Annotated in this window: 13 protein-coding genes; 8 read left to right on the top strand and 5 right to left on the bottom strand. The window is 32.2% G+C overall.

Features of this window, described 5'->3' with window-relative positions; translation table 11 throughout:
- Window positions 1-4 precede the first annotated feature (4 nt).
- From FAF07_RS05205 to FAF07_RS05195, 3 genes are read right to left on the bottom strand one after another with little or no spacing between them, the layout of a single operon-like run.
- Window positions 5-2407, bottom strand: coding sequence for a TraG family conjugative transposon ATPase (locus tag FAF07_RS05205; protein ID WP_142784106.1), 2403 nt, complete (start codon window positions 2405-2407; stop codon window positions 5-7).
- Window positions 2394-2678 carry a hypothetical protein gene (locus FAF07_RS05200; RefSeq protein ID WP_142784105.1) on the bottom strand — a complete coding sequence of 95 codons (285 nt, stop codon included), beginning with the start codon at window positions 2676-2678 and terminating at the stop codon, window positions 2394-2396. The genes FAF07_RS05205 and FAF07_RS05200 overlap by 14 nt, the downstream gene beginning before the upstream one ends.
- 34 nt (window positions 2679-2712) lie before the next feature.
- On the bottom strand, window positions 2713-3000 hold the full coding sequence (locus tag FAF07_RS05195; protein ID WP_142784104.1) for a hypothetical protein: 288 nt from the start codon (window positions 2998-3000) through the stop codon (window positions 2713-2715).
- Window positions 3001-3199: 199 nt separating this feature from the next.
- Here FAF07_RS05195 and FAF07_RS05190 point away from each other — a divergent pair, with 199 nt between their 5' ends.
- From FAF07_RS05190 to FAF07_RS05165, 6 genes are all read left to right on the top strand, one after another.
- Window positions 3200-3853 carry an N-acetylmuramoyl-L-alanine amidase family protein gene (locus FAF07_RS05190; RefSeq protein ID WP_142784103.1) on the top strand — a complete coding sequence of 218 codons (654 nt, stop codon included), beginning with the start codon at window positions 3200-3202 and terminating at the stop codon, window positions 3851-3853.
- A gap of 529 nt (window positions 3854-4382) precedes the next feature.
- On the top strand, window positions 4383-5261 hold the full coding sequence (locus FAF07_RS05185) for a helix-turn-helix domain-containing protein (RefSeq protein ID WP_142784102.1): 879 nt from the start codon (window positions 4383-4385) through the stop codon (window positions 5259-5261).
- Between the two features lie 98 nt (window positions 5262-5359).
- Complete coding sequence (locus tag FAF07_RS05180) at window positions 5360-6742, top strand: alkyl/aryl-sulfatase (RefSeq protein ID WP_142784101.1); 1383 nt, start codon at window positions 5360-5362, stop codon at window positions 6740-6742.
- Window positions 6743-6856: 114 nt separating this feature from the next.
- A complete protein-coding gene (locus FAF07_RS05175; RefSeq protein WP_142784100.1) occupies window positions 6857-7486 on the top strand; it encodes an O-methyltransferase in 630 nt (209 codons plus the stop codon).
- 5 nt (window positions 7487-7491) lie between these two features.
- The gene (locus tag FAF07_RS05170; RefSeq protein ID WP_142784099.1) at window positions 7492-7935 is read left to right on the top strand and encodes a MoaF-related domain-containing protein; all 444 of its coding nucleotides are present in this window, start codon (window positions 7492-7494) and stop codon (window positions 7933-7935) included.
- A gap of 263 nt (window positions 7936-8198) precedes the next feature.
- The gene (locus tag FAF07_RS05165; RefSeq protein WP_142784098.1) at window positions 8199-8576 is read left to right on the top strand and encodes a nuclear transport factor 2 family protein; all 378 of its coding nucleotides are present in this window, start codon (window positions 8199-8201) and stop codon (window positions 8574-8576) included.
- A gap of 52 nt (window positions 8577-8628) precedes the next feature.
- On the opposite strand, the gene FAF07_RS05160 is transcribed toward FAF07_RS05165, so the two are convergent.
- Together FAF07_RS05160 and FAF07_RS05155 are read right to left on the bottom strand one after the other, a co-directional pair.
- The gene (locus FAF07_RS05160; protein ID WP_246067777.1) at window positions 8629-9207 is read right to left on the bottom strand and encodes a hypothetical protein; all 579 of its coding nucleotides are present in this window, start codon (window positions 9205-9207) and stop codon (window positions 8629-8631) included.
- 386 nt (window positions 9208-9593) lie between these two features.
- On the bottom strand, window positions 9594-10454 hold the full coding sequence (locus tag FAF07_RS05155; RefSeq protein ID WP_142784097.1) for an AraC family transcriptional regulator: 861 nt from the start codon (window positions 10452-10454) through the stop codon (window positions 9594-9596).
- A gap of 156 nt (window positions 10455-10610) precedes the next feature.
- On the opposite strand from FAF07_RS05155, the gene FAF07_RS05150 reads away from it, so the two are divergent.
- A complete protein-coding gene (locus tag FAF07_RS05150; RefSeq protein ID WP_142784096.1) occupies window positions 10611-12233 on the top strand; it encodes an alpha-amylase family glycosyl hydrolase in 1623 nt (540 codons plus the stop codon).
- Window positions 12234-12266: 33 nt separating this feature from the next.
- The gene (locus FAF07_RS05145) at window positions 12267-14591 is read left to right on the top strand and encodes a glycoside hydrolase family 31 protein (RefSeq protein ID WP_142784095.1); all 2325 of its coding nucleotides are present in this window, start codon (window positions 12267-12269) and stop codon (window positions 14589-14591) included.

The following is a 14591-nucleotide window of genomic DNA, read 5'->3' as shown; positions in this document are numbered from 1 at the left end:
AGTATTATGTTTTAGATGTGAATTCTTTTATAGCCAATTCCATATTTTGGCTTTTTTCATAAATGGCCATTATGGCCTCGTTTTCTTGTCCATCAGTTAAGTAAGCTGCATACACTTCCTTTGGTACTTCGAGCCTAAAAATGTTACTTTCCTTTCCGATTTTGATAAACATTTCGGTGTACTTCCGTGGACCAGAAAGATTGTTTTTTATGGATTTTAACTGGTTTAAGTCGTGACTAGATAGGTTGAGTCTTTTAACCAGTTCGTCATAACCTTTTTCATTATTCAGACTGTAGATAACTTGTGTGTTTTCTAAAATGCTGGCTGAAGTTGAATTATTAGGCAATTGATTGATGGATTGCAGAATAATACCAATCGCACCATTCTGTTTACGTATGGCCTGATAATAGAATTCTACACTTTCCAGTACATTTTCAAACTTCAGTTGTTTGGCAAATTCATCGAATAAGATGATGCCTTTTTCAGCCCTATTTTTCCAAATGGTTCTTTGGATGGCAGACTTAATCAACTTCAACATTACGGACAGGATTTCCTTATTGTCCTTCACTTCATCCAGTTCAAAAACAATCAAGCGTTTATCCTCAATTTTGTAGGTCTGGTCTTCGCTAACTTCAAATAGAAAGCTATATAGACCATCGCCAACGTACTCAGACATGACGTGCAAGAAGCTTGTAACATTAAAGTAGTCGGGATGGATTTTTAAGGTGCTCAGAAGATCTTCCTGATGCCTTTCTATAAAGTTGTAATAGCCTTCCAATGAATGATTTCCTGAAGTGCTATCATAATAATGGCGCAATATCTTTTTAACGGAAACCGATTGTGTTTTGGTCACTTTCATATCTGAAGCAAACAATTCAAATAAGAAGACTGATAAATCTTCAAGTCGTTCTGGTGTCAGGTCATTTTTATTGCTGATGTAAAAGGGATTGATGCCTAAGTTCTTTCCGCTTTCGTATCGTAATACAGTATATTTTTCAGGATAGAGTTTGGCAAATTTGGTATAAGAACCACCTAAATCTATGATGACCAATCTTACACCACTTTCAAAATATTGACGCAAAATGTTGTTGGCCAAGAACGATTTGCCTTCGCCAGTAGGTGCAAAAATGGCAAAGTTTCGAGCCTTGATTCGTTTCTTTTTTTCATCCCAAACATCTTTTAATACCGGAATATTATGTTCTCTATCATTAAAGATGATGCCTGTTTTATCCGATTTGTAATTGGTGTTATTAATGAACAGACAAAGTGCATGTTTTAAATCGGTCACGTATAAATCATTGCTCGAGAAATTTGAAGAAAAGCAACAGTAACTATTCAGGATATAATTTTTGCGTTCTTCGCCTCTGGGATAGTAAGGGGCGATATCCAATTCCTTGAATTCGGTTTTAATTTTCGAAGTTATTTTGTCGAGCTCTTTAGCATCTTTCGACCAATACACAATATTGAGATGACCACGTATAATACGTGAATTGTCATCTGCATTTATTTGGTCCAAAATGTGCTGGATTTTCCCAAGAACTACTTTGTTCTGTGAACCAAAATTGGAACTCTTATTGAGTTCCTCTATTTTCTTATCCAATAGCTTGCGCCACTTTTGTTTGTCATCCAAATAAAGAATCTGGTTAACGATATGGTTTTCATTTAGTGTAAGTCCTAGACCATCAATAAACCCTTGATGAAACACAAAATCGTCCGAAGTGAATTTCTCATTGGTTTTGCTGCTTTGTACGCTTTCGCCAAAACATAATTCGCTATTGATGGCGAGCGCATCAAAATGGTTTTCGCCGATATTGACACTTTTCTTTTCCAATAAAATATCGGTGTCAAATCCTTCGTTGAAACCATTAAAATAGTTACTTGTCAGTTGCTGAATATCTTCCGATTTAAGAGGTGTAAATGCCATTTTTCGGCTATTGTTGATAAAGGAGGCCGAATCACTTACAGAGTTGGCGAAACTCTTAATGTTATCATCCAATTCTTGTACAATTCCCTTTGAAATTTTTCTGAAGGGATTGACGTATTTTGGGTTGTTGAGTGCTTTGTTTTTAGTCAGAATAAAGAACAAATAACATTTGTGCTCAATATGTCCACGACCTTTAAAATGTTCGTGAGTGGCTTTTTCCAGAAAGGTGGTGTTTGGAAGTTTTTCTGAAGTATATGATTTTTTAAGGTAGATGTCCTGTTTGTGGACCACAGTTCCAATTGGTAATGATTTCAGAGCTTGAAACCATGCGCCATGCATATCCTCAAAATCCTTTTCGGATAGTGAATAGATTTCTGGCAGATTTCCTTCATAGCATAAAACCACATTGCCATTGTTGGCAAATACGATATGGTCTTGAATATCTACAATGGGTTGATATGCCGAAATATTAATCTTGTTCATAATCGAAGCCGGAATTTCTTTTGTTGCTTATAATTCTTGGAAAGGCTTTTGCCATTTGAAAAAGCTGTGGATTGTTGGTTATGCGCGTCAAGGCAACATATAATGCTGAATTGAAAACCAGAATGCCAATTATCAACCCAAAACTGAAAGAGAAAATGATGATTAATAATGATGCCAAAACAGAAACCATCATTAATGCAAACAGGGAAATGGGCAATCCAAAAATGACTGCTCGCTTCCTGATGTTTTTATAGACTTCGTATTTCTTCATACAGCTATTGTATCAATGCCCTCGATCAGGGTCATTATACTACGATGGCTATTAAATAAGTGAAGATGCCAACTACTGCACCAGCAATTAATACAAAGACCAAAACACGAGTAATACCTTTTTTAAGGTCTGAGTTTTCGCCAAAGAAATGACCAGCGTTAAACAGGAAGCCGATAAGGAAAATGACACCCAAAATGATTGGGAAAATGGCTCTAATGGTATCTGAAACATCATTTACAGAATCTTCAATACCACCAATTTGCGCAAAGCTTGAAGCTGATGTCAGCAAGAGTACGAGTAATACAAAAATTGATTTTTTCATAACGAATAGATTTTAAATTTTTTAGTATCCGTGCAGTACGTCATACTTCGCCGTCTGCTAAGACTTTTTCGAAATCTATTATGAAATGAAGAAGACCAAAGAAAATCTCTAAATTTTAACGCAGATTGGTGTTAAACTTTTGAAGATTATTAAGGAAGTGATTGATTTCTTGAATATTGTGTAATCTAAAACTGATATTATGAAAACATTAAATCAAATTACGTTGCTACTATTTTGTCTAGGATTTTTAAATGGGTCTTATTCACAAAAAGATGTAGATAAAAAGACGAATCCAATTGTAATTATAGACCCAGGACATGGTGGGAAAGATGTTGGTGCAATTACCAAAATTGGAACAAAAGAAAAAGATATTGTTATGGGCATCGCCTCAAAAATTGTGGTACTTAATGAAAAGCTGTTTGAAAATCCTTTGGTATTATTTCTCACGCGATATACAGATACATTAATATCGCTTGGCGATAGAACACAACTAGCCAAAAAACTGAAAGCTGATATATTTATTTCAATCCATTGTAATCAAGCTTTAAATCGAACAGCTTCAGGAACAGAAGTTTTTATTCATCCTAAAAGCGAAGTACAAGCGTCAGCATCTGCTTATTTGGGATTTACTATTCAAAAAGGATTGGCAGATGTTTTGGGTATTAATAATCGAGGTATAAAATATGGTAATTTTCAAGTGCTGCGAGATAACCATAATAGTAACGCAGCCATACTGTTAGAGCTTGGTTTTTTATCTCAAACTGATGAGGCATATTATTTGAGCAAAGAGGAATCTCAATATGCCATAGCTTTAAATATACTTCAATCTATTATTAAATTTTTAGGATTATGAGGGCGATTTATAATCAGTTTTACAAAACTATGAAGGAAATTCTTAAAATAATATTTAGTCTACCTAGAAAAGGTGAAAATTAACTAAATGTTGTTTTTATCACGTTTGTGATATTAATGTAACATTCACATACTTATTACTCAATCTCACTAAAAAACTATAGAGATATTTGTCCTATAATGTTCCGTGTTATGTAACTTGAGCTTTGGTTACGGCCGAATGATAAAGGTCTAGTAGACCTTTTGAGGTAGGAGCGAGTCGGCGCGTTGGCAAAGTTATTTCTACAGTTTCTTAAAAAAATTTATTCTAAAAAGTTTCTTCTACATTATTAATGAAATCGAGTTTACGAGATTCATGAACTCTTCTAAAACAATATTAACCTTGTGAATAAACACTTTTTATGCGACGACGTAGGAGGGAAGCATAATGTGTGTGGAATGGAATATTTAAAAACTAATTTTAATACTTATAAAAATTACTACATTTAACTAATTAAATGTAAAATAGATTTAAAATTCAATAATCCTTTATGCTGAACGATATACCACATATTACTTTTAATTCCCAAAAACCAAACAATAGTGGTATTGAAATATTAACTATAGAAAGTCTTTTAAAACGTATTAGTGAGGCAGACCATAATCCAGAAAAAGCACATCAAGTGGCTTTTAATATGATTGTCTTTTATACTGAAGGAGAGAGTAAGCATTTGGTAGATTTTGTATGGCATGAGGTTAAAAAGAACACTATTCTTCATATATCTAAAGGTCAAATTCACGCCTTTCAATTTACTGAAGGATTAAAAGGATACATATTAGTATTTACAGATGATTATTTAAAAAAGCAGATTCATTCGTTGCCTAAAAACGAAATTATAAGGCTCTTCAATTCTCATCTGTTTTCGCCAAAAATCGAAGTTCCTGAGGATTCAAATGTAGAGCAATACATTAGATTGTTTTACGAAGAATACACCAATCCTAAAGAAAACTACAATCAGGAAAACACGTATAACGCGTTACATTCTATAATCTTTTCAAAATTAGAACGCTTAAAGCAATACCAAACTGTTCATTTAAAAAAATCAGATAAATTAACTACTTTTTTAAATTTAAAATCCCTACTTGAAAATAATTTTTCCAAGAGCAGAAATGCTGATTTTTATGCCAAAAAATTAAACATCACATACAAACATCTTAATACCATTTGCAAAGACATTGTAAAAATAACTGCCAAACAATTTATAGATGCCTTTGTGATTTTAGAAGCTAAAAGATTATTGATCAATTCTGAAATCAAAAGCACAGAATTAGCCTATTCTTTAGGATTTGAAGAACCAACTAATTTTGTAAAATACTTCAAAAAACATACAGGATTAACCCCAAATACATTCAAAAAAGACTACATCTAACTATTAGGGTTCGATATTTACCATTATTTTCCGAAGATTAACCTTTTGGATTGTTTGGTATGATACTATTTTTGTATTGAACTTTAAATTTAAAAAAAATGAAAACTAGAAATTTCATCTTATTTGTGGCATTGATTGTTTTAACTATAGCTACGAATGCCCAAGAAACAGAAGCTACCCGTATATTGAAAGAACAGAACAAAGAGTTTGAGCCGGAAATATTCAAGTTTGGCGATAACGTTTGGTTTGCCGTTGGTCACGATGTGAGCAATGTTGCCATGATTGAAGGAGAAACTGGAATTATATTAATAGACGCAGGACAGTCGCCCGTTAGTATGGAAGCATTACGCTTAAAATTTCGTGAGATTACGGATAAGCCTATTAAGGCGATATTAATAACACACGGACATGGAGATCATTTTGGTGGCATCGATGCTTTTTTGAAAGAAGGGGATCAACCACAAGTTTGGGGAAGGTCATCTGCATTGGGAAACAACATCGGGTTTAATCTGGAGGCAAACGCTGGCAAGGAGGCAGGATTAACCTATGCCAACGCCCGTGGAGCTAGACAAGCAGGAATTATTCTTCCAGATTCCATTCACATTAACAATGGCATTGCTCCACGCCCCGACAAACAACGTACCATGTTTACCCGCGGAAATGAAACGGCGGCATTCAGTCCAACACATTTTTTAAAAGACCAACGCAAACAAATTGAAATTGATGGCGTTAAATTTGAACTTGTTGCTGCTACTGGGGAGACTTACGACAATATGTATATTTGGATGCCCGACCAAAAAATTCTTTTTTGTGGAGACACTTATTACAAATCGTTTCCTAATCTTTATACCATTCGAGGGTCGCAATACCGTGATGTCAAAAGCTGGTACGAAAGCATTGGGAAAATGGAAAGCGAAAATGCGGAATATTTATTGCCTGGTCACACCCGTCCAGTCATCGGAAAAGATAAGGTAAAAAAAGTGTTGACCGATTATCATGATGCCATAAAATTTGTATTCGATAAAACTATTGAAGGGATGAACAAAGGAATGACCCCAGACCATTTGGTCGAATATGTTAAGCTACCGGAGCATTTGGCCACTAAACCTAATTTAATGGGATATTATGGTCGCGTTGATTGGGGTGTACGCTCCATTTTTAACGGCTATTTAGGTTGGTTTGATGGAAACCCTGTAAACCTGAACCGCCTAACACCAAAAATAGAAGCCGAAAAGGTTGCGGAAATGGTCGGTGGAAAGGGCCAACTTCGTTCAAATGCCCTGACCGCATTCAAAGAGGGTGAGTTTCAATGGGCGTCACAATTATGCGACTATCTGTTAGCCTTAAACGAAAGTGATAAAGAAATCATCAAGTTAAAAGCCAAGTCACTTATGGAGATAGCTAAGACTATGGTCAATGCAACTGGAAGAAATTATATGAACAGTTATGCAATTCAGTTGTTAAAAGGATTGGAAAATTAAATTTAGACAACAACTATAACCATTGGTTTCACATTTACCATTTTAAAGCTCATTTTGATACTATTTTACGGGATGAATTGCTCCAACTTTGTATTGCAATAAAATAAAAATATTATGATAGTTGAACAAGACAATCAAATAGAAATCACTTTGAACCAATTATTTAAAGACTCTAAAAACGACCGTTTAAAAATAATGAAAGGGCTGGCAAAAAGCATGTTTAGACCTATGCGACCCGCTGATTTTAAGGAGGCCTATCTTTCTATTTCTAAAGCACAAGGAGAATATTTAGTCCAGCTCATTAGGAAAAACAATCTTAAAAGCATAGTAGAATTTGGAACTTCATTTGGTATCTCTACATTGTTTTTAGCTCAAGGGGTAATAGAAACAGGTGAATGCATTATTACAACAGAACTTTTTGAATCAAAAGCTCAAAAGGCGAAAGAAAATTTTGAAAAAGCAGGTGTAAATGAGCTTATTGAAGTTAAAGTAGGCGATGCTATGGAAACCTTAAAAAATCATAATGAGTCTATAGATTTACTTTTACTAGATGGTTGGAAAGATTTGTATTTGCCATTATTTGAAATGCTTGAACCAAATTTTCATTCCAACACAGTTATTTACGTTGATAATGCTAATATGGCAGATTCTCAAGCATTTTTAAAAATTATTAATAAAAAAACTAAGTACCAGTTTACTTCAAAGTATAAGGGTAAAGTGGTTTTAATAACTCTTAAAAATTAAATAAAATGAAAACAAAATTAATTGCAGTTATCTGTATTATCTTATTAAGTACTACTCATAGTTTTTCACAAAGTGAAACATTAGAAAACAATAATTTCCAATTTGGAGAGCCAGAACACTTGCTAGATGGTTATTCCATGAACTTCCAATATCAAAATGGCACCGCTATACATATGGCATTTAATAATGGTAAGGCTAAGTATAAATGGCTTGTTGGCCCCGCAAAAGGAAACGGAAACCAAGATATTTCATATCGTTCTCGTAAAATTGGTGAAAATCTTTATTTAATCAATTGGCATGAAATTGATAAAAACGATTACTTAACAATTGTTTTTGATTTTGATAAAATGATTGTTCATAGTTCCATAATAATTGGTTACAAAAATGAAGCTAAGCGAACTTTACAAACCGTATTCAGAAGCGGAATTATTGATCATTTAAAAAAATAGAATAATTTTCGAATTAGTTGAACTTAAGCAATATTTAATGTCGTCTATAAAAAGTAAAAAATGAGCCAAGTAGCAACTTGCCCAACCTGTGGCAGCAAATCAAAAATAAAAGAAGTAAACGGAGAAACAACTTATGAAGCACTTCAAAATAAAGAAGTTTTAAAAAAATAGGTCAGCTTAAAAAGGCAATGCAAAAGTTTAAAGAAAAAGCAGAAGCTTTAGAAAAGGAATTGGCAGTACTGAAAACTAAATAACTAAATTTTATGGACATAGCACTAAACAAAAAAAACGCCATAGCATTTTATAAAATGGCTTATGAAGGCAACCCAACAAAAGCTGTAGAGCTTTATGTTGGTAAAGAATATATACAGCACAACCCAATAGTTGGCAATGGTCCACAACCTTTTATAGATTATTTTGATAGAATGCAAAGAGAGTATCCTATAAAATCAATTGATTTTGTACGAAGTGTAGCAGAAGGAGATTTAGTAGCATTACATACGCATCAAATTTGGCCAGATAACGATCAATATGTAACAATGGACTTTTTTCGATTTGATAACAACGGAAAAATTGTAGAACATTGGGATAGTATCCAGCAAATATCTAAGACTTCGAATAATAATAACACAATGTATTAAATTATAATGATGGGTTTATTGAAAAAAATATATGGTTGGGTAATAGTCTAGATCAAGCCTCTTTGAATAGGGCAAGATCGTTTACCGAAGCTGGCGTGAACACTATTTGCCCTGGATGTGGCAACCTCTTGGGATTGCAAAACCCTAAAGCATGGAGTTTCATGCCGTAATAATACATGCCCTTTGTGGAGCAGTACCCTTTGTCCGTGATCTCGGGAGCGACTTTCCCCGAACGTTTTCCTGAGCAAGTGATAATGGGCATGGAATCCAGTACATTAAGTTTATCTGAACATTCCTTTGGGGCAAACTCGCCCAAGAGCAACTCTACAAATGTGTTCATAACATTGGAGAGCCCGTTCATTCTTTTGTTAAAGGCCTGATAGCTTCCCAGATCTGGAAACCAGCTCAATAAGTACTCGCTTGCAAATTGGTGTATCTTGTCCATCTTAAAAATCCCTTGGTGGTGCACCACGAATAGATAGATTGTTATGATCTCTTGATCTGTAAGCTTTGGCACATTATTGTTGCTAAATCGCCCACAATCAAATTGTAAATGGGTCTCGAATTTTTCACGGACATAATTATATATTTTCACTAACTTGTAATCCTTGTTATTGCTGTTTGTATCCAAAATAATCTTGTTGAAATTGACTATTAAGATACTGAAAATCAATAACTTAAACAAATTTAAAACGTTGTTTTTCAACTAATTAGGCTTGTTTTTTTATTATAAATTCAACTTTTGATTCGCATTAATACTACATTATAGCTATCAAATGGAAACAATGCTCTAAACAACATAATGAACATTTGTACTATAATGTACCGTGTTATGTAACTTGAGCTTTGGCTAAAAGCGAAGTTGAATTTCTACATTTTCTTGTTTTTTTTCTTCTATAAACTTTCTCTACAATGTTAATGGTGGAACACTCTTTTTACGAAACGACGTAGGAGAGTAGTGAAATGTGTGTGAAATGGGATGTGTAAATTATTAGTTGTCATTTATAAACAATTTTTTTAATTCCATTTATATTTTGCTCTATATTCTTTAGGATTTATGCCTTTAATTTTATAGAATCTTTTAATAAAATAAGGTAAATTGTTATAACCAACTTCGTATCCAATACTTGAAATTGAAAGCGACCCTTCAATTAATAATTTTGAAGCATAATCTACTCTTAATTCATTTAAGAATTCACTAAAAGTTTTATTTGTATGTACTTTAAAATATCTACAAAATGATGATTTATTCATGTTGGCAATATTAGCAATTTCATCGAGTGAGATTTCTCTATGATAATTTTGTAGCAAAAATCTGTTTACATTTTGAATCCGAATAGGTATATCTATACTATCACTACATTCTATGAACTTATCAATAAACTGAAATTTATGTTTTCTTTGTATTCTATCCAACATTAGTAATATTTTAGTAAATCGTTCAATATTATTTGTGTTTAATAAATCTACAATGGCATTTTTTTTAGACCAATTTTTATTGCTTTCTAATTTAATACCAGCATTTGAATTGTTAATTAATTTTTGAACGTTTATTAATTCAGGTAGATTAAATAAGTGGTTTCCAAATAAATCTGGATGAAATTGAATAACTAATAATCTTACTTCTAATTCATCATTATGGTATATTTTATCATTTATAAGAAGATGAGGCACATTAGAACCAAAAATAAATAAATTACCAGGTTTAAATACAACCATAGAATTTCTGACAAACACTTTTCCTGTACTTGAAAGAATTAAAACTATTTCAATCTCAGGATGATAATGATATGGAATATCAATATTAGAAATATGATATTTCTTAATTTTAAGTGATTGAGAAGCGCCAATCTCTATCTGTTCAAACATTGCATTCATAAGTATTCAAAAATAAAAATAAAAAAGAGCACATAAGACTATATTGATATAAATCTAATTAAATGCAAATATGGTATAGTTATTTGCATACGGAGTAGAATAAAATACCGGTGCTATCGTCTAATTTTGTGCTATACAATTTAAACTAACAGTATCATGAAACATATTTTTTTACTATCATTTTGTTTTTGCTTAATCACAAGTTGTAAACAGAAAGACAAAACTCAAACTACTTCAGAATTAAGGACAACAAAGATTTCTTCACCCGAAGATGAAATTTTTTATCATCTTTTTCAACGTAGCTTTTATGACAGCAATGATGATACACATGGTGATATTAATGGAGTTACTGAAAAACTAGATTATTTAGAAGATTTAGGTATTACTTCAATTTTAATGACACCACTTTATAAATCAATTTATTATCACAATTATTTTCCAGATGATTTTAAAAAGATAGATGAAGAATATGGAACTTTTGATGATTACAATGAAATGGTAAAAGCCATACATAAAAGAAACATGAAATTTTATATGGATATGGAAATACATTATGTAACCAAAAACCATATTTGGTTTAAAGATTCTTTTGAAAATCCAGATTCAGAATACAGTGACTATATTGTTTATAATGGAGTAGATAACACAAAACCAGAATCCATGATTTTTAACTTAACATCATTAGAGTCTTATAATGGTGAATCTTTTGATATTACAACAGTTGATTTAGCAGATGAAAACGTTAAAACATACATGTATGATTTATTTAAATATTGGGTTGACCCAAATAAAGATGGAAACTTTAATGATGGAGTAGATGGTTTTAGAATAGATCATATGATGGATGATTTGGACTGGAAAGGTATCCGTGAAAACCTATTTGTAGAATTTTGGGCACCATTATTCGAAGAGTTAAGAAGTATAAATCCGAACATAAAAATCTTTGGGGAACAAGCAAACTGGAATGATTTAGGAGAAGATTATTTTTCAAAAGGAAAAGTAGATATGATGTTTGGATTTTCTGTTAGAGAAGGCTTTATGTCTTTTGATAAAACAACCTTAATTAATAAAGTTGATTCATCTAAAAATGCAACACCAAAAGGAAAATATCAACTAATATTTTTAGAGAATCACGATATACCTCGCTATGCTTCGGTTGTAGAGGGTAATTCTAAAAAACTTAAACTAGGTGCACTCTTTTCAATCTTAAATAAAGGTATACCAAGCATATATTATGGACAAGAGATTGGAATGCAAGGTTCTGGTGGTATGGGAAAATATGGTGTTTCAGACGGAAATGACATTCCTATGCGAGAAGCTTTTGAATGGTACAAAACCGTTGATGGAAGAGGAATGCCATTATGGTATAAAAATACAGGCCCATGGTGGGACGATACAACTTTAAAAGACAACGATGGAATTTCTGTTGAAGAACAAATAAATGACCCCAATTCACTACTCAGTTTTTATAAAGAACTTATAAAATTAAGAAAATCAAATAGTGCATTTACAATTGGTGAACAAGCCTTTGTTAACAATACAAATACTAGTATAATATCTTTTTGTAGATGGCAAGACAATGAAAAGTATCTAGTACTTTTTAATGAGTCTAATAGTGCGCAAACTACCTCAATTAATAGTGCAGATTTACCATTTAAACTAACCGAGAATAAATTAGAAAGTATTATCTCTAACAAAGAAAATTCGAACTCAATTAAAGAATCAAAAATAGACTTAATCTTAGCACCTTTCGGATATACCGTGCTAAAGATTAATTAGTTACAAGCACACTTAATTTTAATATTTGTATCAATGAAAGCACTACTAAATCAAGTGATTGACGTTTCTAGTGCCTTTACGGAAATGGAAAATGAATTTTTTCTACCTAAAAAGGTTATAGATTTCGATTCTGAAAAATGCACAGGAAAATTACAATGGGAAAAGCATTGTCTTCGGTTAGATTGGGCTTTTAATAAAATTGGTTTAAAACTAGAAAAACAAGGAGGAAAAGAATGGCCTCAAGAAGATTATGATGTAAATCCATCATTTCAATGGGATTTATCTTTCATTACTGAACGTACAATCCGATTAAGAATGTCTTCAGATCATGGGAAAATTCCTAAAGAAAAATCGAAAATGTTATTAGATAAACCATTATCTAATTGTAATTGGATATGTAAAGACGTTGACGACAAAATAATTTACAAAAGCAACTTCGGAAAAATTAAAATCTCAAAATCTAATTGGAAAGTAGCAATTTTTGATAATAATGACGAATTATTATTTGAAACACTAAACTTAAACGATAACAAATCATTACATCAAAAGTACACACCTTTTTCATTTGTTAGAAAATCAAAAGATTATTCAAGAGGGTTTGCGGCTTCATTTAGTTTATCACCAAATGAAAAAATCTATGGTTGTGGAGAATCTTTTACAAGATTAGATAAAAGAGGACAAAAAATTCAATTATTTGCTACAGATGCGCAAAGTACAGCAACTAAAGAAATGTATAAACCTATACCTTTTTTTATGAGCTCAAAAGGGTATGGTATGTTTGTACATTCAACAACACCAATGACTTTTGATTTTGGAAATACTTATGATGCTTGCAATACATTATTTATTGGAGATGAATTTTTAGATGTTTTTATTTTTATAGGTAATCCTAAAGAAATTCTTTCAGAATACACCAATATAACTGGTAAAAGTCCAGTTCCACCAATATGGACATTTGGACTTTGGATGAGTCGATTATCATATCAATCACAAACTGAAGTATTGGATGTGGCAAAAAAAATGAGAAATAATAAAATCCCATGCGATGTTATTCACATTGATGCTGGTTGGTTTAAAAATGGACTTAATTGCGATTTTGAGTTTGGAACAAATTATGAAACACCAAAATCAATGATTTCACAATTAAAGGAAAAAGGCTTTTATACATCGTTATGGCAATTACCATATTACACAACAAAGAATCCATTATATACTGAAATAATTGAAAAAAAGCTTTATATCCAAAATGGGAATCATAATGTACCTACAAGCGATGTTATCTTAGACTTTACCAACCCAAAAGCACAACAATGGTATGCAGAAAAGGTGGATAAATTGTTAGATATTGGTGTTTCTGCAATAAAAGCAGATTTTGGAGAAAGTGCGCCTTTAAAAGGCGTTTATCATTCTAATAGAAATGGCTTTTATGAGCATAATTTATACCCTTTATATTACACACGTTTTTTGTATGAACTCGTTAAGAAAAAATCTTCAGAAAATATAATTTGGGCAAGAAGTACATGGGCAGGAGGACAACGCTACCCAATACATTGGGGCGGAGATTCTGAGGTTAGTGATTTTGCAATGGCTACTTCATTAAGAGCAGGTATGTCTTTAGGATTAAGTGGATTTACATATTGGAGCCATGATATAGGTGGTTTTTCTTCTGAACCAAATGAAGAATTATTTTTAAGATGGGCATTCTTTGGAATTTTCTCATCACATAGCAGAGTTCATGGTATGCCACCAAGAGAACCTTGGTTATTTAATGATGAATTTATGAATACATTTCGTTCAATCGTTGAATTAAAATACAAGCTTCTTCCATATATATACATGCAAGCTGTTATAAGCAGTGAAAAAGGAATACCTATGTTGCGCCCTTTGTTTTTTGAATTTCCAAAGGATTTAACTTCATGGTATATAGAAGATCAGTATCTATTTGGTGATAGTATTTTAATTGCACCATTTATTGAAGCCAATAAAAACAAACGTAACGTTTATATTCCACAAGGCGATTGGGTGGATTATCAAACAGGGAATGTCTATAATGGTAGTAATTGGTGGAGCATATCTTCAGAAAAATTGCCAGGAATTATTTTAGTAAAAAGTGGTACAATTTTACCTCATGTAAAACTAGCACAATGTACTAGAAATATTGATTGGTCTGAAATAATACTAACCAATTACGCTACAGAAGAAAACGCCTCAATTCTGTTTATTTCTACACCTTTAAATAAAAAAGCTATAAAAATAGACATGCAAAAAGACATTAATAAGACATGGGAAATAACCTGTAAAGATGATTCAATAAATTTTATACAAGAAAATTATATGGACAGAATAAACAATTATTAA

Origin of the sequence: Changchengzhania lutea (assembly GCF_006974145.1) — a bacterium.
In the GTDB taxonomy this organism is placed as follows: domain Bacteria; phylum Bacteroidota; class Bacteroidia; order Flavobacteriales; family Flavobacteriaceae; genus Changchengzhania; species Changchengzhania lutea.
This window is presented reverse-complemented; position numbering and strand designations above follow the sequence as displayed.